This is a genomic window from Pseudomonas sp., assembly GCF_026224925.1.
Classification (GTDB): domain Bacteria; phylum Pseudomonadota; class Gammaproteobacteria; order Pseudomonadales; family Pseudomonadaceae; genus Aquipseudomonas.
The window spans coordinates 1-23,066 of sequence record NZ_JAMFRV010000080.1 but is presented as its reverse complement, the minus strand read 5'-3'; the positions used below and the strand labels follow the sequence as shown (position 1 = coordinate 23,066).

21 protein-coding genes are annotated in these 23,066 nt (G+C 56.0%); 8 read left to right on the top strand and 13 right to left on the bottom strand.

The features are described 5' to 3' along the window. Positions 1-27 precede the first annotated feature (27 nt). Entirely contained in the window at positions 28-963 is a 936-nt protein-coding gene (locus M0974_RS03540; RefSeq protein ID WP_297832914.1) for an ABC transporter permease, read from the bottom strand. 203 nt (positions 964-1,166) lie between these two features. After that, on the bottom strand, positions 1,167-2,330 hold the full coding sequence (locus M0974_RS03535; protein ID WP_297832911.1) for an extracellular solute-binding protein: 1,164 nt from the start codon (positions 2,328-2,330) through the stop codon (positions 1,167-1,169). Between the two features lie 477 nt (positions 2,331-2,807). Between M0974_RS03535 and M0974_RS03530 the strand changes: the two genes are divergently transcribed. Both M0974_RS03530 and M0974_RS03525 read left to right on the top strand, forming a co-directional pair. Beyond that, a complete protein-coding gene (locus M0974_RS03530) occupies positions 2,808-4,508 on the top strand; it encodes a thiamine pyrophosphate-binding protein (RefSeq protein ID WP_297832908.1) in 1,701 nt (566 codons plus the stop codon). Between the two features lie 63 nt (positions 4,509-4,571). Continuing rightward, a complete protein-coding gene (locus tag M0974_RS03525) occupies positions 4,572-4,787 on the top strand; it encodes a twin-arginine translocase TatA/TatE family subunit (protein WP_297832906.1) in 216 nt (71 codons plus the stop codon). Positions 4,788-4,815: 28 nt separating this feature from the next. Here M0974_RS03525 and M0974_RS03520 read toward each other — a convergent pair whose 3' ends face one another. After that, positions 4,816-5,682 carry an XRE family transcriptional regulator gene (locus M0974_RS03520; protein ID WP_123512810.1) on the bottom strand — a complete coding sequence of 289 codons (867 nt, stop codon included), beginning with the start codon at positions 5,680-5,682 and terminating at the stop codon, positions 4,816-4,818. Positions 5,683-6,247: 565 nt separating this feature from the next. Between M0974_RS03520 and M0974_RS03515 the strand changes: the two genes are divergently transcribed. Beyond that, positions 6,248-7,417 carry a Gfo/Idh/MocA family oxidoreductase gene (locus tag M0974_RS03515; RefSeq protein WP_297832898.1) on the top strand — a complete coding sequence of 390 codons (1,170 nt, stop codon included), beginning with the start codon at positions 6,248-6,250 and terminating at the stop codon, positions 7,415-7,417. A 10-nt stretch (positions 7,418-7,427) separates the two neighbouring features. Here M0974_RS03515 and M0974_RS03510 read toward each other — a convergent pair whose 3' ends face one another. Then, entirely contained in the window at positions 7,428-8,240 is an 813-nt protein-coding gene (locus tag M0974_RS03510; protein ID WP_297832894.1) for a DeoR/GlpR family DNA-binding transcription regulator, read from the bottom strand. 107 nt (positions 8,241-8,347) lie between these two features. On the opposite strand from M0974_RS03510, the gene M0974_RS03505 reads away from it, so the two are divergent. The 4 genes from M0974_RS03505 to M0974_RS03490 all read left to right on the top strand — a co-directional run bounded on the left by M0974_RS03505 (position 8,348) and on the right by M0974_RS03490 (position 13,197). Then, complete coding sequence (locus tag M0974_RS03505; RefSeq protein ID WP_297832892.1) at positions 8,348-9,382, top strand: glycoside hydrolase family 3 N-terminal domain-containing protein; 1,035 nt, start codon at positions 8,348-8,350, stop codon at positions 9,380-9,382. A 47-nt stretch (positions 9,383-9,429) separates the two neighbouring features. Then, positions 9,430-10,401, top strand: a complete 972-nt coding sequence (locus tag M0974_RS03500; protein WP_297832888.1) for a glycoside hydrolase family 3 N-terminal domain-containing protein — start codon at positions 9,430-9,432, stop codon at positions 10,399-10,401. A gap of 255 nt (positions 10,402-10,656) precedes the next feature. After that, positions 10,657-11,541, top strand: coding sequence for a sugar phosphate isomerase/epimerase (locus M0974_RS03495; RefSeq protein ID WP_297832885.1), 885 nt, complete (start codon positions 10,657-10,659; stop codon positions 11,539-11,541). Positions 11,542-11,610: 69 nt separating this feature from the next. Further along, positions 11,611-13,197: a GMC family oxidoreductase gene (locus M0974_RS03490; RefSeq protein WP_297832882.1), complete on the top strand. Its 1,587-nt coding sequence runs from the start codon at positions 11,611-11,613 to the stop codon at positions 13,195-13,197. Between the two features lie 191 nt (positions 13,198-13,388). Here the strand turns inward: M0974_RS03490 and M0974_RS03485 are convergent, their stop codons facing one another. The 4 genes from M0974_RS03485 to M0974_RS03470 all read right to left on the bottom strand — a co-directional run bounded on the left by M0974_RS03485 (position 13,389) and on the right by M0974_RS03470 (position 17,186). Beyond that, positions 13,389-14,045 (bottom strand): HAD family hydrolase, encoded by a 657-nt coding sequence (locus M0974_RS03485; protein WP_297832879.1) that lies wholly within the window; start codon positions 14,043-14,045, stop codon positions 13,389-13,391. A 438-nt stretch (positions 14,046-14,483) separates the two neighbouring features. Then, on the bottom strand, positions 14,484-15,254 hold the full coding sequence (locus M0974_RS03480; protein ID WP_297832954.1) for an ABC transporter substrate-binding protein: 771 nt from the start codon (positions 15,252-15,254) through the stop codon (positions 14,484-14,486). A gap of 61 nt (positions 15,255-15,315) precedes the next feature. Next, positions 15,316-16,170, bottom strand: a complete 855-nt coding sequence (locus M0974_RS03475; protein ID WP_297832876.1) for a PfkB family carbohydrate kinase — start codon at positions 16,168-16,170, stop codon at positions 15,316-15,318. 2 nt (positions 16,171-16,172) lie between these two features. Continuing rightward, positions 16,173-17,186, bottom strand: coding sequence for an SIS domain-containing protein (locus tag M0974_RS03470; RefSeq protein WP_297832872.1), 1,014 nt, complete (start codon positions 17,184-17,186; stop codon positions 16,173-16,175). Between the two features lie 248 nt (positions 17,187-17,434). Here M0974_RS03470 and M0974_RS03465 point away from each other — a divergent pair, with 248 nt between their 5' ends. Next, a complete protein-coding gene (locus M0974_RS03465; RefSeq protein WP_297832869.1) occupies positions 17,435-18,220 on the top strand; it encodes a GntR family transcriptional regulator in 786 nt (261 codons plus the stop codon). A 104-nt stretch (positions 18,221-18,324) separates the two neighbouring features. Here the strand turns inward: M0974_RS03465 and M0974_RS03460 are convergent, their stop codons facing one another. The 5 genes from M0974_RS03460 to M0974_RS03440 all read right to left on the bottom strand — a co-directional run. Then, positions 18,325-19,605 carry an OprD family porin gene (locus M0974_RS03460; RefSeq protein WP_297832866.1) on the bottom strand — a complete coding sequence of 427 codons (1,281 nt, stop codon included), beginning with the start codon at positions 19,603-19,605 and terminating at the stop codon, positions 18,325-18,327. A gap of 94 nt (positions 19,606-19,699) precedes the next feature. After that, the gene (locus M0974_RS03455; RefSeq protein WP_297832863.1) at positions 19,700-20,611 is read right to left on the bottom strand and encodes an aldose 1-epimerase; all 912 of its coding nucleotides are present in this window, start codon (positions 20,609-20,611) and stop codon (positions 19,700-19,702) included. Between the two features lie 14 nt (positions 20,612-20,625). Further along, entirely contained in the window at positions 20,626-21,717 is a 1,092-nt protein-coding gene (locus M0974_RS03450; protein WP_297832831.1) for a mandelate racemase/muconate lactonizing enzyme family protein, read from the bottom strand. Then, on the bottom strand, positions 21,714-22,523 hold the full coding sequence (locus M0974_RS03445; protein WP_297832828.1) for an NAD(P)-dependent oxidoreductase: 810 nt from the start codon (positions 22,521-22,523) through the stop codon (positions 21,714-21,716). The genes M0974_RS03450 and M0974_RS03445 overlap by 4 nt, the downstream gene beginning before the upstream one ends. Before the next feature lie 43 nt (positions 22,524-22,566). Further along, on the bottom strand, positions 22,567-23,066 hold a 500-nt coding region (locus M0974_RS03440; RefSeq protein ID WP_297832825.1), incomplete at its 5' end, for an MFS transporter.

The following is a 23,066-nucleotide window of genomic DNA, read 5'->3' as shown; positions in this document are numbered from 1 at the left end:
GCGAGTTACCTTTTTTATGGGCGGTATTCAGTCGTGGTAACGTTTGCCGGGTGCCAGGTTCGCAGCCCGCAATACGCCCAGCAGCAGCGCATAGACCAGCATGAATACAAGCAGCAGCAGGTAGGCCATTGCCGCACCCAGCGGCCAGTTACCAACCGACCGAAACTGGTTGGCGATCACCAGGCCAGTAGTCATGGCATCTCTACCCCCGAGCATCTGGGGGGTGACGTAATCACTGGCTGCGAGGACGAAGGTGAACATGAACGAGCTGACAATGCTTTTGTGCGCCATTGGCATGATCACACGCCACAAGATGGTGAAACCGCTGGCACCCAGGTCCGCGGCGGCCTCCAGATAATCCTTCTTGATATCGCGTAAGCCAGACACCAACAGCAGCAGGGTGAAGGGCAGCATGATGTGCACCAGGGTTAACACCACCGAAAACTTGCTGAACACCAGCCAGTCCAGTGGTTGATCAATCAGTCCGAGGTGCAACAGCGTGGAGTTGATCACGCCGTTGGTGCCCAGGATGGAGCGCCAGGCATAGACCCGCACCAGATAGCTGGAGAACCACGAGATCAAGGCCAGGTACAGCACCGCGTTGGAGCGCGTCCGATAGACAATATAGTAGGCGACCGGGGCGCTGATGACCGTCGACAATACGGCGGTCCAAAAGCCGTTTTGCAGAGCGATCCACAAGGAATCATAGAACCCGCTGGCACTCAGGGCCCTCGCATAGTTGGCAACGGTAGCGGCAGGTTCCATGCTGAATGTCTTGGCGGTCCAGAAACTTGCGACCAGCAGCAGCACCGACGGAATCAGAAAGAACACCACCAGAAAGAACAGGGGGGGCGAAGCCAGCAAGTACCCACTCAAGGTCTTTTTGTCGATCCTTACTTGTTTACCGGCCTTCGAATCCCTTTCGTCGAGAATGATGGGCTCGCTGTTGTTGACTACGTTCATGATTAGTTTGCCTTTGCTTTTTGTTCGATAACGAGGGTGCTTTGGCGAGCGTGTGACGTGTGCTCTTCCAGAACCATACGAATGGCATCGACAGGCCATTCCATCGCCTCCATCGAGCAGAGCAGCGCGTGCTCGCAGGCACGCGCTCTCCAGTACAGTTCCCTTAAACAAGCCTTTCTGTAAAAAACCGACTACCAGCCGATCTAGAACGAGCCTTTGAAGTTCGCCCACTGATCGATCCATTCAGCATAGGTCACGTACTTGTCGGAGCTCAGAGGGGGCTGGCTGTAGAGTTTCGATTTCTCGAAAAAGCTGTCCAGATTCGCGTAGTCGAAAGTGTTTCTCAACTCGGCAGGGAGCAGCGGTACGGCTTTGGGATTGACGACCCCGGAGAACATGGTAGTTGCCATCTTGGCCTGGGTTTCAGCCTCAAGCGTCTTGTTGATGAACTCCAGCGCAAGCGGTATGTCCTTTGCCGTTTTCGGGATAAACAAGGCATCGCACCAGACGGCCGCGCCTTCTTTTGGAACGGACAGAGCTGTTGTTACGCCGCGCTTGGCTGTTTCGCTTGGCGTGTTGGCAGACGCGGAAAAAACCGCGTCCACTTCGCCCGACACCAGTAGGGAAACCGCGTCTCCCGAGGAGGCTGCAAAGACTCGGCATTGATCACGGTACGGCTTGAGCTTCTCGAACGCGTCGTCGAACTCGGCACGTGTCAGGTTAGGGAACTTGTTGCCATAGCCAGCAATAATGGCAATGAGTGACCAGGTCGACAGACCATCATCGACAAAGGTCAGTTTGCCCTTCAGTTTCGGGTCCAAAAGGTCTTTGTATTCGGCAGGTTTCTTGACGCTCTTAGGGTTGTAGATGATGGTGTTCATTCCCCACAGAAGTGGGATCCCCCACTGCTTGCCATCCCAGTACCAGCGGCTGCCTTTGTAGAAAAGAGCCAGGGTATTGTCTGCCGAGTAATTAGGAATCTTCGAGGTATCGATCTCCTTGAGCAGACCCATTTCTTTATAGATGGTCTCGTAGCCCAAGGCATACATGGTCAAATCAAGCTGCACGGGATCCGAGCCGGCCAACCGTGCGGTAATGTCGTCTTGGGTACTGGCATAGCTTGAACGTACGGTAATACCACGCTGTTTGCGCCAGTCAGCTAGTTCCGCGTCACCGGTTTCACCCTCCCAGCCAAGAATCTCCAGGTGGCCGCCTGCTGCTGCGGCAAACGCACTGGGTACGAACGAACCGATGTACAACCCTGCGGCAGACGCGGCCGCCCCCAACAGAAAAGTGCGCCGTTTCAAGCTAATCGAGTCCAAGTCAATGCCGGTTGATCCATAACCCGTCGCTGTTTCTTTTTTCATTTCGAGTTCCTGCCTAGGGTGGTTGTGTGCAAACGATCAGCGATTTGCAATGGCTCCGGATCAGCTAATGTTGCCGGGCACATTTTTATATAAGTCATGTCAATCGGCAGAGTTATGGCCAGCATTGTTTCTATCAAGTGGCGTACCCAGCGCTTGATAGGCTCGGCTTGTTGTTTTCATGGGCCGAGTATTGGCCTTGGCGGGCAGAGCACTCAATTTCGCAGCGCCTTTAAAAGCGACGCACTCTGACGCATCAAAGTGACCTAATCGGCGCAGCACACTCCCGATAACAATAGTTCTCCTCTGGCGGGCGATGGGATGAATTACCTGCGTCAACGTGCGTCTCTTTTACGGAGTGTGCGAAATTGAGCCGTGCTTGCTCCGGGCGAATACTCCAGTGACGGTCCAGAGACGGGGGAGGAGCATCCGGCCCCACGCCTGCGTCTGTTTGATTGGCGTGTTCTATTGGAGTGTCCTGTGAAGCTCACTGGTGGTCAGATTGTTGCAAAAGCGCTAAGGGCGAACGGTGTCGACTATGTTGCTGGCACGCCGGGAGACGGATCATGGGCGTTGGTGGAGGCACTGTTATCTGCCGGTACTGAAATCCCGTTCATTCAAGTCATGCAGGAGCAAAGCTCCGTGCATATCGCTGACGGATATTTCCGCGCCTGCGGTCGCCCCATGGCCGTCCTGCTTCCTGTCCCTTTGGGTATTTCGAAAGCCTTGGGCGGGATCGCGGCCGCATGGGCGGATTCATCCGCGATTCTGGTCATCAGCACTGGCGGTGCCGAAGATGATTTGCCCAGGCTGGAGGGCGCCAGCGACGGCCATCTCCCTGACGCGTTGGATTCGAGAATTACCAAAGGGCGTTTGCTGGTCCCGACGATTGAGCAGTTACCCCAGGCTCTGCGTCAGGCTTTCGATACGATGCTGAGTGGTTGCGGCGGACCTGTGAATGTCGATATTCCGGTCGCCGTTCAGAGCGCCTCCATCGAACTCAGCCTGTCGCCCGCCACCTTGCGGGCTACCAGCGAATTGCAGTTGGCGGACCCTTGGTTAGTCGAGCGTGCAGCTAAGGCTCTCTGTGGTGCCGCTCGCCCGGTCATCCTGGTGAGTGGCGGGATAATCGCCGCCGATGCGAGCCCGCAATTGCTGGCGTTGGCGGAGCGGCTACTGGCGCCCGTCGTGACGACCATGCAAGGGAAGGGTGCCTTTGCCGAAGACCATCCGTTGAGCGCTGGGGTGATACACCAATCGGGAAGTTCAGGTGGCGATCATTTGCTGGCGTCGGCTGACGTCGTTCTGGTTTTGGGCTGTCAGCCAAGCCACTCACTGTCGCAGGCGCGCAACGGCGTTCGGTTGGCGGAACAGGGTGATGCGCAATTCATCGCGATAGACAGTGCGCCGCATGAGCGTCAGGGAGGTCACGATTCCGGTATTCGCATCACCGCCGATATTAAAAGCGCATTGACCGATTTGGTTGGTGCGATTTCCTCATCACCGTTCAAGGCGCTACAACTTCGTCGCACCACTTATTGCCGGGAAATAGCCGTGTTGCGTAAAGAGCGCGAGTCGCGCTTGATCGAAGATAGCGCCAGCGACGTTCCCCCCTTGATTATTCACAAGCCATTGGCTGAACTACGGGCGGTGCTGGAAAGGGATTCGATTCTGGTGGTCGGTGGGGGAAGTATTCAGACGGCGGTCAGCCAGATGTTTCCTGTCTATTGTCCAAGAACTCATCTCTGCGCAGGAAGTGTCGGGACTATGGGTTGGGCTATTCCGGCGGCGATCGGAGCGAAGCTCGCCATGCCAGCGCGTCAGGTGGTTTGTGCCGTGGGGCAAGGGGATTTTTTGCAGTCGATGCAGGAAATGGCGGTCTGCGTGATGCATAGCATTCCGGTCGTGTTCCTGGTGTTTAACAGCAGCGGTTATGTTTCATTGAGTGATGTGCAAACCCCGTTAGTCGAGCAGTACCGGGCTGGTGAGTTCAACCTGCCGGATGGCAAACCTTATTCTCCTGATTTTGCCGGCATTGCCAAAAATTTCGGTCTTGATGCCTGGCGGGTCGAGCATTCCTCACAACTGAATCCCACTTTTATCAAGGCGCTCAATAGCAAGGGGCCGTCTTTAGTAGAGGTGATTACCGCGCGCGTTTCGCGTGGGCGCAACGAAACTTAGTGCAACAACGTTTGCGATGTTGCATACCCGCCTCAATCAAAACGTCTGGAGAGGAGTCGTAATATGGGCATTCTGGATTTGAAACACTGGATCGTCATTCTGGTGGTGGTTGTGCTCGTCTTTGGCACTAAAAAGCTGAAGAACCTGGGAACGGATGTCGGGGAGTCCATAAAGGGATTTCGCAAGGCCATGACTGACGATGAGAAGGAGGGCGAGTGCCCTCCAGCGTCAACGCAGCAGGACAACCCTACTATTGGCGCGCAGCATCGCAAGGTCTGAATGTCGGCGAAGCCATCCTTCAATCGTCTCAGTCCTGACCGCCCCATACGATAGTGGCGTTGTCGCCGGTCATGTATTCACGCACCTCCAGTGGCAATGACTGATCGCTAGGAAGCACCGCAGTTGCATTGCGCAGGTGATGTTTACGGATCTTGCCTTTGTCCACGAGCCCCAGTGCCATTCGGGTGGAAAAGGGCTGGCGGAATGATGAAGACGCCACCCCGGTGACCAATCCATAGAGGAACCGGATCGGTCGGCGATGTTGCGGGGTCAGAATCGAAAACGTCATCTCGTTACGTTGCTTGCCTTCAAAATCCACCAGGAACAGGCGGTCCCCAAGGAGCAGGCAAAAACCGTGATAGGTGAATGAGTAGCCAATCTTTCCGCTGCCATCCAGCAAGGGGAAGCGCTCTACCGTGACGTACTGGACCATTGAATCGGCTCGATACAGGCAAGTGACCGAGCGCAGGATTCTGCCTTTGTAGATCGATGAGTTGTGGTATCGGTAATAGACGCCCAGGTAGTCTTCGAGTAAATCGGCAGATTGCTTTGCCAAAGGCAGGAAATGATTGAATTGAGCCGAGGCACGCAAGTCCGTCGGCAATTCGTTTTCATACCCTTCATAGAATTTCTTGAACTCGGCGGGCGGCCGAAAAAGGTCTTCAGCTTCCATCATGAAGTAACGGCCGATTTTCTGAAGGATCTTCTGTGAAGGTACGTGCTGGCCAACCAAGTACTTGTTGAACTGCTGGCGATTGACATCGACCTTGCGGCACATGTCTGCAACCGATCGGCAGGACTCAACAAGGGTACTGAGGTTCTTTTGCACGTTTGCCTGCAAGTCACTGCGAACCTGTTGTCGCTCGGGGTGCGAGGTGGCGGCAGTTAAAGACATTGGGGGCGGGTCTCCTCGACTGGGCATTGTTATCTCGATCTGGTCAGTTCGGATAAGGCGGGGTTATAGCGGTTATATACTGGTTATCGAATAACCTTTTGCTTAACCCATATAAACTCAATTACTTAAACGTATTCCAATTTAATTAAGCATGTTCCATGCCGTTTTGTTGAATTCAAGTTCAGCTCGTTCAAAGAGGCCGATGCGTCAGATTGTAAGCGTTTTCTCGCATTTTTCGACAGTGACAAACGCTCTGCAATTCGTCGCTTCTCGTGGCCCAAGCAGTCTGCCAAAAAATGCAGGGTTACTCGCCACCACAGTAAGTAACACATTGATTTTTCCGAAGTAACACCTTGTTGATTGTTTGTGTGAGAGGGCCTTTTTCACGGAGTCAATTCGACGCGTTCTTGGCCGTTATTTGCGGGGTGCTGCGGTCCGCGTCAGGTATCGCTGTTGTGCGAAATGGAGAAAAAAAGAATCGCCAGTGATACTCCCTGTGGCGCATTCGTTGTTGCTAATACCTGGCGATGCACAAGTGCGTGCCATCTATTGGAGTCTTTAAGCTATGGCAAGGTTAACGGGCGACATTCCAGGGCAAAGGCGCTTCAAGGTAGGCATGGTTGGAGGTGGGCAAGGGGCTTATTTTGCCAGTTATCATCGTGCTGCCATGCGCCTGTGCAATCGCTTCGATATTGTTGCCGGCGCCTTCTCTTCGGACGCGGACAAATGCCGTGAGGCCGGGGCGGCATTCAACCTCGAGGCAGACCGGATTTACCTGTCATTCGAGGACATGGCAGCTGCCGAGTCGCGTCGGCCAGATCCGATTGATGCAGTTGTCATCGTGACGCCCAATCACCTGCATTTTGAACCGTGTCAGCTATTTCTGCGGGCGGGGATCCCGGTTATTTGCGACAAGCCGTTGGTCAATCGTCCGCAAGAGGCCTACGAGTTGGCCAGTATTGCCGACCGGCACAATACTTTTTTCGCGGTGACGTACACCTATCAAGGCTATCCCATGGTCAGGGATGCTCGTAGCCGTATTCAGGCCGGGGAACTGGGTGAAGTTCGCTTCATGTATGTCGAGTACCTTCTGGAATGGTTGGCGCCCGGCATCGACGGATTGAGCAAGAGCCTCGCGTGGCGTGGCAACCCTGAAAAGGCCGGCCCGACCGGCGCTTTGGGCGATGTCGGGACACACGCCTTCAACATGCTTGAGTTCCTGTCCGGACGGCGCTGCACGAATCTGAACGCCAAATTGAGCACGGTCGTACCCGGCTGGGAGTTGGACGACACTTGTGTGGTGCAACTTGAATTCGAGGGCGGCGTAGATGGATTGTTATGGGCCAGTTTCGCGGTGCCGGGTCATCGCAACGGATTGCGTTTCAAGATCGTCGGCAGCAAAGCTTCAATAGAATGGTGTCAAGAATCACCGGAAACGCTGCTGTTTACGCCCTTTGACGGCGCCGACCGCATCTACCGCCGTGGCCAGAGCGACAATGCGGCTCAGACGTTGACCTTCACCAGTTTGCCGGCGGGTAATACGGAAGGGTATCTGGAGGCGCTTGCCGTTCTTTATGCCGATTTCGCCGAAGCACTCGATGCCGGAACAGGCTGGCGCACGGCGACCACCGTCCCTTTACCGGATATTCACGAGGGCGTGCGTGGAGTGGTGTTGTCCCAGGCGTGTGTCGAGTCGAGTCAACGGCGTGCCTGGGTGCCTTTTCCAGAACAGTAAATCGTGTAGTTCAAGAGGCGACCACAATGTTTGAAACCTTGGCCTGGATGGGCGCAAGCCGTTCAGCAGGGGCGTCTCTTTCTACCACCAATATACCCAGCTCCTCGCATGACGCGACCTGGTAATGCGCGATACTCGACAGTTTTTCGTTGGTCGCGGCGACCACAATCTGCCCGCTACGAGAGACAACGGTGCGCTTGAATTCCGCATCGTCCATGTCGAAAGCCGTCACGCCCTTGATGGCGTCAATCGCACAGGCGCCCAAAAAGCACAGGTCGAAATTGAAATTCGACAACTGCTGAATTGCTGTCAGGCCGACGGTGCTGCCGGTCGCCTTGTGCAGGCGTCCCCCAAGCAAGATCACATCGGCCAATGGCAGCTTTTCCAGTTCAAGGGCAATTGCCGGCGAGTTGGTCGTGATTGAAATTGCAAGATTGTGATCGATTACGCTCGAAATGGATGCATTGGTGGTACCTCCATCCATGAAAATATGTTGGCCGGCTTTGATCAATGCTGCAGCGGCCAGCCCAAGGGAGTTCTTCCGGTCAGCCTGTTGATTTTGCGCGTCATGATCGCCTCGCGCAGGGGCCACTGAAATAGCGCCGCCGTACACGCGCTTGCAGATTCCCGCATCCGCCAGCGCGGCGAGATCTCGGCGGATCGAGTGCTCCGAAACTTTGAATTCCTGGGCGAGATCCCCAGCCAAAACCCGGCCATGGGTCGCTAGCCGTTCCGCAATCAGGTTTTGCCGTTCTCCGGGGAAAGCTTCATGAGTGAGCATTGACTTCATTTGTTTCCTGTGTAAAGTTGCATAAACGAGCATTAATGGCTTGTGTTGTGCTCGAAGTTGATCGATATCATGCGTGGCACCCCGTCATGCGTCAATAAAGTTGAGCTTTCTGCTCAAAATAACGGTGTTGAGGAATAGCTATGTCAAGCGAACTGCATAGAGCTGCGTATTCGGTACTGCTTCCCGCATTCAGCGATTTGAGTCTGGACGACAATGTCCGTCGTTATTTGAGGCGTGGTGGCGTGTCTATTTTGCTGGGTGAAACCCGGGATGAGTACGTAGGCCGAGACATGAGTCCGGCGCGCAAGGACGCCGAATCTCAGGCCGACTTTGTCAATATCGCCCGGGAAGCCGCGTCATTGGCCGGTGTGCCGGTGCTGATCGCGGTGGATCAGGAACTCGGCGGTATCCAACGCCTTCACCAATTGGTCCCGGCAGTCGCATCGAGAGAACAGCTCAAGGACCTCAGTTCACAGGACATCGAGCAACGCTGCTTTGTGATGGCCAACGTGGCGCGCGGTCTAGGCGTTAATCTGTTTCTGGCGCCGATCGTCGATGTGGTCACCGGCGCCAACCCATGGCTACACAACCGGCATTTGGGCGCCGACCCCGTTGAAGTCAGTCGGTTGTCCTGTGCCTATATCCGCGGGGTTCAACGCGCTGGCGTCATTGCAACTGCTAAACACTTTCCCGGTCACTACGTCACCGAGCAGGACCCGGCAATAGCTGAAGCCACGGTTCTCGGGCCGCTGGAGTTGCTCCATGACAACCTCGAAGTGTTCAAGGAGGTCATCGCTACTGGTGTGAAAGCGGTGATGCCAGGGCCAGCCGTTTTTCCTGCAATCGACTCTGATCATTCGGCCTCAACTTCGTCCAAAGTCATCGGGGTTCTGCGTGACACCCTTGGATTCGAGGGCTTGATCATCTCGGATGACCTTGATGCGGTATCCATCCTCAGGGGCAACTCCATCACGGACACTGCTATTGCTTCGCTGGCGGCCGGCGCACATCTGTTGCTCGTGTCCAGTGAGTCGGGCCTTGATGCCATTGCCGAATCCATTGTGGCGGCTGTTCACGAAGGCGTTCTGGGCCGTCAGATTTTGTTAGACGCGGCCTTCAAGGTTCGCGAACTGGCAGCGGCCAATAATGACCAGCACAACTCAAACCGGGATTGATCATGAGCTCAATTGAAAGCAAGGCATTCAGCGTCCTGTTTCCAGTTTTGCTCGATCTGGACATGAATGAGGACGTGCGCAGATTTCTGGGCTGTGGAGGGCGCAGCCTGCTGTTTGGCGAAACCACGCAGGAGTATGTCAGCGGTAAAATGGGCGCGAGCCGCCTGGAATCTGAAACGCTTGAAAAGTGGCAACGGTTCACCGGCACTGCAAAAAACTTTGCCGGGCCGCTGATACTGGCGGCCGATGCTGACATATCCGCCGTTCACCGCTTGCAAGGGGTAGCGCCTGCGCTACCTGAACTTGATCTGGCCAGGGTAATGGATCTTGCTGAGCTCGAAGATGCCTGTTTTCAGGTTGCGACGAAAGTGCGAGACGCCGGTGTGAATCTGCTCTTGTCGCCGACAGCTGATGTGGTCGGTGGAACCAATGTATGGTTGCAGGGGCGCACACTGTCCGATGATGTAAATCGGGCCGCGGCCATGGTCGGTGCCTATGTCCGCGGTGTACGACGTGCCGGGATGGCGAGCACCCTGAAGCACTTCCCCGGACATCCGGTGTTGCTGCGCCAACCATCTGTTGAAGAGGCGGTGGTCACCGAGTCACTGGATCAGCTACGTGCCTACTGGCCTGCGTTTCAAGCCGGGGTGGACGCCGGTGCGGACGCGGTGATGATGGGACCGGCGATTTTTGCTGCCTGCGAGCCGCCCGTTGCGGCATCCGTTTCGCCTGAGCTTATTGGTTTGCTGCGAGATGAACTGGGGTTCAAGGGATTGGTGATGACCATTGACTTGGACCACCGCTCCACGATGAGAAACTCATCACTCGGCGAGGTGGCGGTTGCAGCTCTGAATGCAGGGGCCGATCTATTGCTGATTTCCGCAAAGGCAATGCCTGAGATTGCGCAGATTGTTTGCGCCATTACCGCAGCTGTCGCTCGTGGGACCTTACCGCAGGAGCGGCTGGACGCCGCTGCTTTAGCTGTATCGGCATTGGCCAATCGCCTCGCAGAAGCTTAAGCAGGAGGGCGCTGGCTCGTGGTAGCGATAGATCAGTCACTATCAATGTTGATTGTCAGACCGCTATCACGAGCGAGCCATCTCTCACTGCTTGAGGTTGTAGCCATCCTCCCGGTCGCTGGGGAATGACGTCTTAGCCAATTATCGAAAGCCTGACGCAGTGAGTGCGTCAGGTTGCGCCGCATTTCCTGTGAGTGCGAAATCACTACTGGGACTCGATCACTCTACACTGGGTGTCAACGGTAGGAGCCTCATATGCACACTCAAAAAAACATCCTGGCCTTGCATTCCACAGTCGCAAAACATTCGACGCTGGCCATAGACATCGACATTGCGAAGACTGTCGGTTTCGATGCGTTGGAGATCTACAGCGGCAAACTGGAAGCCTATTTGCAGGCCGGTTATTCGGAGCCGGAACTGAAAGCGTTGCTGAAGGATATCCCCGTCACAGGGATCGGTTACCTGAGGGATATCGAACGCCAAGGCGCCGAACGCGATGATTTGCTGAAGGAAGCGGAACGGCTTTTTCAATTGGCCAACCTGGCCGGCGCCAAAGGTGTTCAAGTACTCACCGGGCCCATCAACGTTCAAGCGGTGATCGATTACCAGAAGCATGGCACGAGCGCTCATTACACCGGTTTGCTGGGTTTGGATGATGCCGAACAATATGCGTTGACTGCCAAGAATCTTGCGCTGCTCGCTGACTTGGCAAAGCAATATGGTGTTCTTCTCTATCTTGAAGCTTTGTCATGGACGCCATTGAATACGCTGGAGCACCAACTACAGCTGATTGATCGCACCGAACGCGACAACGTCAAGATGGTCATCGATTACTGGCACTGTTTTACGTCCGGCGTTAGGCCAGAAGAAATCGCACGCATGAACAAAGACGTTATCTATGGCGTGCATGTGTGTGATTCGCTGCCTTTTGAAGGCGGTATTCCCAATGAAGAATTACTCCGAGATATACCGACGGGGAACGGGATATTGAACCTTGCCGAGTGGACTGCCGCGGTAAAGGCTACCGGTTACGACGGATGGTGGAGCTGTGAGTTGTTTTGTAAAAAACAGCAGCAGCAAAACAGTTATGAGGTCGCGAAAGATCTGAAGGCACTTTTAACCCGACTTGTTGGGCGATAAAGCGCCGCTTACCCGGATTAAAAACTCCCGTTCTTACAATGTGTACCTCATAAAAGGTATTAGGTCGTCATGGTGGATTTCATCGTAATCGGAGGCGGCTCGACAGGCTGCACGGTGGCATCGAGACTCAGCGAAGATACTTCTGCGTCCGTGGTCCTTTTTGAAGAGGGGCCTCGTGACCGCAACCCCTACATCCATATTCCCGGCGCCTACTATAAAACGGCGCAAGGTCCGCTGCTCAAACGGTATGCGTGGGAGCCCACTGAAGATCAACGCAGGACTGCAACGCCGACCATGGTCCAGGCTAGCGTGCTGGGTGGCGGGAGTTCGGTCAATGCGATGATTTATATTCGCGGCGTACCCGCTGATTACGATGGTTGGGTCGAGCAGGGGGCAACGGGCTGGTCCTATAAAGATGTATTGCCTTACTTCAAAAAAGCCGAAGACAACGAGCGCTTCTGTAACGACGTTCATGGTGTCGGTGGACCGTTGGGTGTTTCTGACCCTATCAATATCCATCCACTGACCAAGGTGTGGCTTCGCGCTTGCCAGCAGTACGGTTTGCCGTACAACGAGGATTTCAACTCCGGCAAACCTGAAGGTTGCGGGCTTTATCAAATCACGGCCAAAAATGGTTTTCGCAGCAGTGCGGCGGTGGCCTACCTGGCGCCCGCGAAGTCACGCAAGAACCTGGCGGTCAAGACGGGTTGTCGGGTGATCCGTATCTTGATGCAGGGGAAAAAAGCCATTGGCGTTGAATATATCGAGAACGGTGTGCGTCAAGTGATGTACGCCGAAAAGGAAATCGTTTTATCCGCCGGCGCTATCAACTCCCCACGCTTGTTGATGTTGTCCGGCATTGGCCCGGCAGCGCAGCTCGATAAGCATGGCATCAACGTTATCCAGGACCTGCCCGGTGTAGGGCAGAATCTTCAGGACCATATTGAAGTGTCGCTCGTTTATGAGCTGACGGGCCCGCACAGCTACGACAAGTACAAAAAACCGCACTGGAAAATGATGGCGGCCTTGCAATACGCCCTGTTCAGGCAAGGCCCTGCTGCGTCCAACTTGATTGAAGGCGGGGCTTTCTGGTGGGGAGACAAGGCGGCAACCAATCCTGATATCCAGTATTTCATGGTCGTTGGCGCAGGTATCGAAGAGGGCATTGACTCCGTCCCCGGCGGCAACGGCTGCACGCTGAACCTGGGCCAGATACGTCCAAAATCCAGAGGCTATGTTGAGCTGTATTCGGCAGACCCGATGTCGCCTCCGCGTATAGTGCCCAACTATTTTTCAGACCCTTACGATATTGAAAGTCTGGTGGACGGTTGCCTTGTGGGCGAGGAAATCATGTCCCAGGCCGCTTTCAAACCCTATCTCGCCAGGCGTCATGTGCCGGACGCTACGGTCAGGTCGCGAGAGGCCATGAAAAAATTCTGTCACGAAGAGGCTCACGCGGCACTCCATCCTTCCGGTACCTGCCGTATGGGCGTAGACGACCACTCGGTTGTAGGTCCGGATCTGAAGGTGCATGGCATTGAAGGGCTGCGCGTTGCCGACGCATCGATCATGCCCACCCTGATTTCAGGGAACCCTAATTCGGTGTGCATCATGATTGGAGAGAAGGCCGCCGATTTGATCAAAAATTGCCAATAAATTGTCATTTTGATACATCTGATCGTGACATTTCGGCATCTGTTTGTTCGACAGAGTTTGACGCATTAAATAGTGGTTTTTGCTTCAGCGAAGGTGTTTACGATAGTTCTGATCAAACGTGGCAGTAGCGGGGCTCAACCTGTTACTGCCGCGTTTTTTTGGTTCCCATGAATAAACCTACTGACGAACACTCACCGGCGCAGCTGTCCACGGCGCCATACCGGATGAAAGTGCCGCCAATGGGAGTCTTGTGCGGCGGCCAGCAGTTCTCGATCGCCCCGGGTATCGCCCCAAGCTCTGAGTCGGTACTGACTCAGAGGACCATAGACAGCCTCAAGGCGAAGAACTTTATTCTCGCACCGACAATTGTTGCCGGTGATATGTCCGGTCAGTAACCCGTCGATGACTTCCAGCTCGGTACCAATCAGCTTGATGCCGAGGCGATCGGCGAAAGGTTGCAGTACCAAAGCTGGAGAAGCAGAACAGAGCGTTACTATTGCCCCAGACTCGACTTCGGTCGCGACTGATCGTAAACCTGCTGGTCGCATCAGCCTAATCCAAAGCGCCTTACTGAAATCCTCGGCTTTTTGCTGGACCCATTCCTTTTCCACCCCCGTCAGGAATGTACTGATCAGTTGAGCCTTGAGTTCATCACGGTTGAGCCTACGTGTGAGGAATCGCAGGCCAGGCACCGCCAGTCTTAGCATTCTCCGGCTGAACTCTCGCCTCCCAAAAGCAAACATCAGGAATGGAACAAAGCTGTCGTGCCGGGTCAGGGTACCGTCAAAGTCAAAGACCGACAGCACCTTGGCTCCCCGCGGGCCGGACTCGAGCATCTGCGGGTTCACTGGCCGGCCTCGACCATGTGAAACAGTTTTTCACACCCATCAGACGGGGACCCATGCTCTGAGTTCGGACATGAGGGGGTCACCAGATTTAGATTCACTAACATTATCGCTCCCTGTTTTCGCGGTCGCGAAAATACACGTTCTGTTGCTGTCATCAATCAACGGAGTTTACTACTCAAATGCCCGTTGTTGAATGCGTTCAGCCATCGCGAGGAAGACAGCGGGCGAATCTCGCGGAGAGGGTTTTCCGGAATGCAGGATTTTTCACGACCATCGACCTCTTTTTTGAAGTAAAGAGGTCGTCGTGGAGCGTTTATCTATGCGTAAAATCCGAGAGGTCCTACGCCTTAAGTTCGACGTTGGCCTGTCCGCGGGTAAGATCGCCGCCAGCCTTCGCAATCCCTCAAAAAACGCGGTTCCAGGGTCCGCGATGGTGGTTTACTTAGGCGAGATGTCGAAATCAAAGTATTTTTTGGCGATGCGGTCATAGGTGCCGTTTTGGTGGATCCGTTGGAGCGCCTGATTGATTTCGCCGGCTAGCGCGGTATCGCTTTTGCGCAAGCCGATCCCGGTTCCCGGCCCAAAGATTTCAGGTGATTTAACGACCTCCCCTGCGTAGCCGAAGCCTTTGCCCATCGGCTTCTTGAGCAGGCCTTCGGAGACCGCGATGGCATCGTCGAATGCTGCATCCAGCCGACCGTTGATCAAGTCCGAGTAGGTCAAATCACTGCTTTGATAAGGCACCACCTCCACGCCTTTCTGGCCCCACATGCGCCTGGCATAGACTTCGAACACGCTACCTTGCTGCACGCCGATGCGCTTGCCACGCAAGGATTCGGCCGTCGGTTGCAAGGCACTGCCTTGCGGTGCTACCAGGCGTGCCGGGGTGTCATACAGCGTGTTGGAAAAGGCGATTTCGGTTTTGCGCTCTTCGGTGATCGACAGGGCAGAAAGGATGCCGTCGAACTTCTTGCCTTTAAGGGACGAGACCATCCCGTCGAAGGCGTTTTCTACCCAGACGCAACGACGTTTCAATTCGGTGCAGAGGCTTTCACCCAACTCGATATCGAAACCTGTCAGCGAGCCGTCAGGTCGCTTGGACTCAAAGGGTGGGTAGGTGGGGTCGACCCCGAAACGCAGCTCTTCGCTGGCGCCCCAGGTCATCAGCGGGCTGGCCACGAGCATCAAACCGATCAGACATTTTTTCATCGACAGGGTATCCACGACAGGTTGGTTGAACAGCCCCAGGATTAGCCCGGGGCCGCGCGCATCAGCCTTGAGCATTCAAGGCTTGTTTCAATTGCAGGGAACGTTCGGGGTCCAGGGATTGACCATGGCCAAAACCACCGGTCCAACCACACACCTGGGCGGCATAATCGACGCCATGCAACAGACACTCCGCGAGGCTGTGCCGGGCTTGCCATGCCAGCAGAAACGCCGCGATGAAGCCGTCACCGGCGCCCATGCTGTCGACAACAGTGCAGGGAATACTGGGTTGCTCATGGATTCCCAGGGCATCGACCGCGAGGGCTCCCAGAGCACCGCGAGTGATGACCACAATCGACGGGCCCAGGGCCCGCATCGAGTGCGCCAGCTCATACGCCTCCTGCGAGGACAGGTCGGCAGCCGAGAAGAAGGCGATATCGACATGCTTGATCAGGGCCGGCCAATCGAATTCGACCCAGTTGTCCGAGAAGTCGAAGGACAGGCAGCCGCTGGCATGACGAATTTGCACCAGTTGGTTTTCGAGGCCGCTATAGAGGCTGCTGTGTGCCAGCGAGAACTTCGTGATGTAGGCCAAATCCTCGGCATTGAGTCGCAGTTGACGACAAACACCAGGATCGCTGCCCAGAAACACTCGCTCGCCATCGATGCTGTCGACACACGCCCAACCATTGGCCCCCGGCAGCGTTCGGCAATGGGAAGAATCGACTTCTTCTTTTTGCAGGCAGTCGAGCAAACGCTGGCCGCACCGATCATCGCCTACGCAGCCGAGGTAGGCGCTGCGAGTGCCTAGCCGGGAAGCGAATACCGCAACATTGAGCGCATTCCCGCCTGGATATTCGATGTTCCGGTCCAGGTACACATCCAAGGTGTTATCGCCGACCGCGATCAGGCTGGCCATGCTCAGTACTCCGTTTTCCACATGTAGCGGCGAGTCGTCAGCGGTTGTTGATGCCAGACCGCCAGATGGGCAGCGATACGTTCAGCGGCGATGCCAACGATGTAGGGGGCGACAATCGCGCGGATCTCCGGGTCGATCCCGACCATCGGGAAGTCCTTGGAGTCATAGACCATGACCCGTTCGGTATACCGCTGGCAGAAGCTCACGACCCGTTCCATCTGCGCTCGGCTGGGGTCTTCGCCGACCAGCAGTAGCAGCGGAGTGGAGGCATCGATGGCTTCGAATGGGCCATGGAAAAACTCTGCGGCCTCCACTGGCAGGCAATGCAGCCATTGGCTTTCCATCACCACGCAGACGCCGAACACATAGGCAGTGGTGAACATCGGGCCCGACGCGAGGAAGTACATGACACGATCATCTTTATAGAGACGCGCCTCCTCGGTCGCCCGTTGGTCGTTGTTGATCGCTGCATCAGCCAGTGCTTGCGGCAGCGCTTTAAGTGAGCGAGTGAGCTTGTCCAGCAGTGGCCAGCCTTCGCGTTTGGCCAAAATACCGCCGATCAACGCTTGAAGGATCATGAAGCAGCCGAAGTACGCCTCGTCCGTGCGGCCCAGCAGGAAGCAATGTTGAACGGCTTGGGCCAGCGGCAGCTCGGCGGTCTGTGTCACACCCACAGTGAGGCATGGCTTGCCTTGCAGGAAACGCGCGGCGGCGATGGTTTCCTGGGTCGTTCCGGACTTGGACGCGAGAACGACCAAGGTGCGCCCATCCAGGCGCGGCGGATCGATATCCATGAAATCGGCCGGGAAATAACGACGGACTTCCAGTGAGTGACTGTAGTGTTCAAGCCAATATTGCAGGCCGAGCATGATGCGGTTGGGGGCGCCGCAGCTGACGAAATAGATGCGGTCAATCCGCGTTGCCAACTCTTGGCCAAACTGCTGAGCGTCGTCGACGTTTTGAGCGGATTGCTGCAAGGAAGTAATGAAGCCTTCCCGGTTGAACTGGATCGCCATGTGGGCTCCTTGGTACTTTATTGCGGCGGCTTATGTTGCTGTTCATGACCACCATTTAGACCAAAATCTATACCATGAAAAATACCATTACAAGGCTTTTCCCCCATGGTCTAATGGGCCGAATAAGCGGTTTTCGGGGTTTTCCTGAACCGGGTTTTCTTTGTCATTGCTAAGTTGGCGGGTTTGCGTCGGGTTTTGGTTTTTACAGTCGCAATGGATCGCCAGAAAAATAATCCAGGATGTAGACCATGAAAGTTACCCGTGCAAAACCCTCCGACGTGGCGTTTCCCGCACCCCAACGCAAGCAGGTTGCCTGGCAGGCCGTCCAGGCACTGCTTGAAATGCTGGAACGTCCGGAGTTCGGACCGGCTGAACGTATCCCGGCGGAAAGGGACCTGGCCGAACACCTTGGAATCAGCAGGATGACCTTGCGAAAGGCTCTGCAAACACTGATCGATCGTGGGGTCCTCGAGCGCCGAGGCAATCGTGGAACCTTCGTGACTGCTCCGGGCGTCGAGCGGCCACTCAATACGGTGGCGCGTAAAGGCATCGCCGAAGTGGTTGAACAGGCCGGGGCCAGGCCCGGCAGCAAGTTGCTTTACTTCGAGCAAACCCAGGCCAGCGCCCGCGTCGCCAAACTGCTGAAGATTCAGGAGGGGGATGTATTGCTGACCATCAGGCGTCTGCGCACCGTGGACCAAAAGCCATTCTGTATCGAGACCAGTTACATTCCTGCCGCCCGCGTGCCGGATCTGGTGGCGGGGGATCTAATCGAGGGGGCCTCGTTGTATGCCTTATTGTTGGCGCGGTATCAGATCGAAATAGAAAGCGACGAGGGGACGTTAAGCATTGCCACGATGAATGATCAAGAGGCGCGCCTGCTGGAAGTCGAACCCGGGACGGCCGCGCTGGTTTATCGGGGCGTGATTTTCGATACCCAAGGGCAGCCGATGGAGTATCTGGTCTCGATCAACCACCCTCAGCGTGTGGTGTTCAAATTGGCAGACAGTCGAGTCAATAGCTTGATTTCCTGATGATCTAAGCGGTCCTGCAATGCCTCAGGTAGACACTGCACCGGATGGACCTATCGAGACCAGCAAGGTCTTATTTCAGATCGTCCTTAGGGGCGCACCCGAGATCAGAGCAGCGACAATGGATATGAGACGATAAAGCGATTTTCATCGCGGCGTCCCGTCGCAGCACCGATCAGTTCGACGTTGCGCAACCTGAATGACAGGTCTCTGAAGGTGCCGCTCTGGATGGTGTACGTCAGGTCGATGTTACGTTCCCATTCTTGACCGTCTTGTCCGTTAATCTTGAAGTTATCGCCATAAACATAACGTGCCATAGCCACCAGGCCTGGCAAACCGACGCCTGCAAAGTCGAAGTCGTAACGTGCTTGCCATGAGCGCTCTTGCGCGCGATCGAAACGAAGTACCTGGACTGCGTTGGCCACGTCGGGCAGGTCGGTGTCATGAAGAAAGGGCAAGGCGCTATCGCCGGCGTTGTACTGCAAACCGAAGCGAAATGTTTGTGGGCCCAGATTGGCGGAAAGCAGGGTCGACGCCATGCGACTGTCGAGTTTGCCTGCGAGTTCTGCGCCGGCTTCGCTGGAGGCAAGGTAGTTCCCCACGGCGCTGAGCTTCCAGGCGCCTATCGGTTTGTTGAGGGTGGTGGTGTAGAGCGTTTGGCGATAGACGTCTTTCAGTTCGCCTTCCCATACACCAACCGAGGCATTTGGAGTAATTCGCCAAGTCCCCCCAAGATAGTTGAAGCGGTCGCTTTCTACCGAAAGGTAGTTACCGGTCTGCATCTTGCGGCTGCCAGTGAACTCACGATAGCTGACCGCGCGCATCTGCCCCAGGTCGATATCGATGTTGTCGAACTCACGGACGCTGAGCATGGCTCCTTCGAAGAATTGCGGTAACAGACGTGCGTCGCCAGCGGACACCAACGGGATTTTCGGGAACAGGCCGCCGACCTTGAGTTCGCTTTTGGATACTTTCATTTTTAGTGCGGCGGTCGCCTTAGAGAACTCATCAACAGATGAGGGATCGGCGTTGCGAGGGCCACCTGCCCGGTTGTAGGCGCCAGGCAGCAGGGCAGAGCCACTGTTGCCTGGTGAAGAGTCAAGCTTGAGCCCGAGTCCGGCGAACATGTCCAAGCCAAAACCGACGGTGCCTTCGGTGTAACCGGACTCAGCCTTGAGAATGAAGCCTTGTGCCCATTCGTCGATCTTCGATTGGGCTGGGGCTTTGGAGTCCCGCAGATCGTGGTTGTAATAGAAGTTGCGCATCAACAACGTAGCTTTACTGTCGGAGACGAAGTCCGCGTGAGCTGCCAATGGCATGGCACACAGCGTCATGCAGAGGGGCAGAGAGCGAGGCGATGTATGTTGGCTAAAATGTTTGATTTTCATTTTTTATTCTTTTTAGAGATGAGTTGGCTCGCCACTCGAGATTTTCGGGCGGGCAGGTATGCGTCCGTTCAATGTTGAGGGTGAGGCTGGAGGCTTATCCGGGGCGTTGTAAGCGCTCGATCCATTCGAAACACAGGTCCGCCGAGAAGCTTTCCCCTGGCGCCAGGACTTGGGTGCCGCTCAGTTCTCCTAGCAGCGGTTGCAGGTTGAAACCATTCGCCACGTGTGAAACCGGCTCTATGCACACATAAGGTGAACCTACCGGTGCGAACACCACCAGATGCTCCAGTTCAGGGCTGGCCGTCAGGCATAAGCGGCCCTGGGGGTAGTCGAGATCGACCTTGCCGGCCCATTGCGACAGGTAGTGGACACAGGTCTCGGTTTGCCAGGCCTGACTGTCGAACCGCATCGCCACATCTCCCGTCATGTTCTGCCCGGTGCTCAAATAATCCGCTGTGCTCTGCCATTGGCGGGAACAACTCAAACTGGCTTGCAGTTGCGGGTGAGCGAGGAAATAGGGATGCAGACCCAGACCTGCCGGCATCGGCGTTTCCCCCTGATTGAACAGTGCAAGCCGAATCCGCAAGCTGCCGCCGCTGAGCTCGAAATGCTGCTCGGCTCGAATCTGCCATGGCCAATGTGGGCCGCGGTAGTCCAAGCTGAGGCTGGCCTGGGTCGTCGACTGGCTATCGACTTGCCAGACCAGGGTATGACTGATGCCATGCAACGTGTGTGGCAAGGCCTGCGGATGGGCGGGCAGCGCATAGTCCCGACCCTCGAAGTGCAACTGTGCATTGGCAATTCGATTGGAGTACGGGATCAGCGGATAGGCGCCGCCCTTGGGCCAGTTCAGTGGGTCTAGAGACTGTGTGCCATCAATCGGCTGTAAAATTTCCAAAGCATGCTTGCGCACTTGCAGGCGACCGATTCGGCCGCCGTGCTCGGGGAGCAATTGCAGGCTCAGTTCGGCGTTTTGCAGGGTCAGTTGCTGAAAACGGATCGACATCGTCTGCTCCTGATTCACGCGCGACGGAAGCGATCGAAGACGGTTTGATCCATCTGCTGGCCCAGGCCCACGCCTTGCGGAATCTCAAACAAATGGCCTTGGCGCATCCCTTGGATGTCGTACAGCCAGGCGTCTGGTTCGACGAACAGGTACTCGATCTGTGCAACCTGTTCTTGAGCCACCGCCAAGTGCAACGTAGCAAGGAAACCGGGGCCAAAGTAAGGGCAGTGTGGCAAGACTGGGGTGTCGTACTGCCGTGCGAGTTCGGCAATACGCAAGCATTCGCTGATGCCGCCGACTTTGGTCACGCTCGGTTGCACCGAATCGACCGCTCCCGCTTTGAGCGCCTGCTCGAACTGGAAGGCGCTACACCAGTTTTCACCGGCAGACAGCGAAACACCCTGGCCGCGTAGGCTGTTCAGGGTCGCGAAATCCTCCGGCGGGAAGATCGGCTCTTCCAGCCAAGCCAGTTGCAGTTCTGCAAGCTTCGGTAGCCAGGCGCGGGTATCAGCAATAGACCAACCGCAATTTACGTCGGTGGACAGTGGTACTTCGTAGCCGATGGCCTGCCGACACTGGGCGATTTCGGCAAGGGTCACCTCATGCAGCTTGATGTCCTTGAAGCCCATCTCCAGCGCCTGGTTGCAGATGGCCGGTGCGACGTCGCCATCGGCGTAGCGGACCAGGCTTGCGTAGGCCGGCACATGGCTGCGCAGCTTGTCGGTAAAGAGGCGGTGCAGCGGCACGCCACGGCGCTGGGCTGCCAGATCCCAAAGCGCGATATCCACGCCGGAAATGGCGAACATCGTCACGCCATAACGACCGAACAGATGCAACTGACGTTGGGTCTTGAGGTTCCAGGCGCCAATGTCCTCGACCGTGCTGCCCTCCAGCACTGGCGCGATCAAGCGATCAATGGTGGATTTGGTCGCATCGGCAGTGAAGTAACCGAACGCTTCGCCCCAGCCCACATACCCCTGATCATCCTCGATGCGCACCAGCACGTTTTCCAGGGTGCGCCAGGCGGTGGGCGTGATGCCTTGACCTTTGCCGCCGTCGTGAAAAGGAATTTCGACAATGAAGGTGTCGACCTTACGAATAATCATGCGGACTCCAGGCAGCTGGCCAGTGAGCTGACGGCATAGGCTCCACCGAGGAAGTCCCGGCCGGAGGTTTGTGGGCACATGGCGTCATAGTCGAGGTAGTCAGGTGCAATAAAATCCTTGGCGTTATCCATAGGGCTATAACCCAACTCCCTGGCCCGGGTGTTGCTAAAGAACGGTTTGGGGCTGTCGGATACGCCGTAAAGTATTTCGTAGCGAATCTGTGAGTGTTCCATGCCGATACGCACCAACTGCGCCAGATCACGGCCGCTGACCCAGAGACGCACGCGTCTCGCATCGCTAACTTGTGGGTCGGCATTGCCGATGCGAATCGCGCAGATCGCCATGTCGTAGCGTTGGGCAAAAACCGCGCAAGAAGCCTCGCCGAACACTTTACTCAATGCGTAGTAACTGTCAGGTGCCACGGGCAGTTCATCGAACAACTCTGCGGCATCGGTCCGATATTGCCCCAGCACGTGGTGGCTACTGGCAAAGATGAAGCGTTTCACACCGGACTTTTGCGCGGCCTCGAGCAACTGCAGGGTTGCGTTATAGTTGGTGTTGAGTGTGCTCTCGAACCGAATATCGATGCCGTATGCGCAAGCCAGGTGCAGGACGCCGTCGACACCGTCAACCGCTTCGAGAATATCCCCGGTGCGGGTCAGGTCACCGCAAAAGGCGCTTTCGTTTTCCGCCAGGTCGGTGATTGGCAGGCGATCGAACAGGCGCAGGGCGTAATGCTTGCGCAACAAGGGGCGTAGCGCCTTGCCGACAATGCCAGCGGCACCGGTAATCAGGATGGTTTGCATATTTCGCTCCTCAAATATGTTTGCGCATTGCTCTAGCGAAGGTTCAGGCCGGCGAGAGGGATGGGGTCATGGACTTCGGCTGGCTGACAAAGAGCGCCACGGTCAGCGCTCCGAGAAGACCCAGGCCACCAGCCAAGGCGAAGCCGCTGGCATAGGTGCCGGAAGTCTGGATGATGATCCCGGTGGCGGTGGGTGCGACGACTCCCGACACGTTGGCCAGGCCATGCATGAAGCCCCCGGCGGTACCGACTTGATGGCTAGGCACGGCTTCCTGAATCAACGACCAATAGGCGGGAGCAGCCAGCATCAGGAAGCCGATGGCGACGGTCATGACCACCACGCTTTGTGTCACGTCTTCGACCTGGCCGGTCAGTGCGATACAACTCGCGGCTATCAGCAGGCAGGTCACCAATACTACTTTGCGCGAGAACAACTGCTTGCCGGTGCGCTTGTAGATGTAGTCGATCAGCACGCCACCACACAGAAAGCCCACGGTCCCCGCCAGCCAGGGCAACGACGTGACGATGCTCATGGACTTCAGGT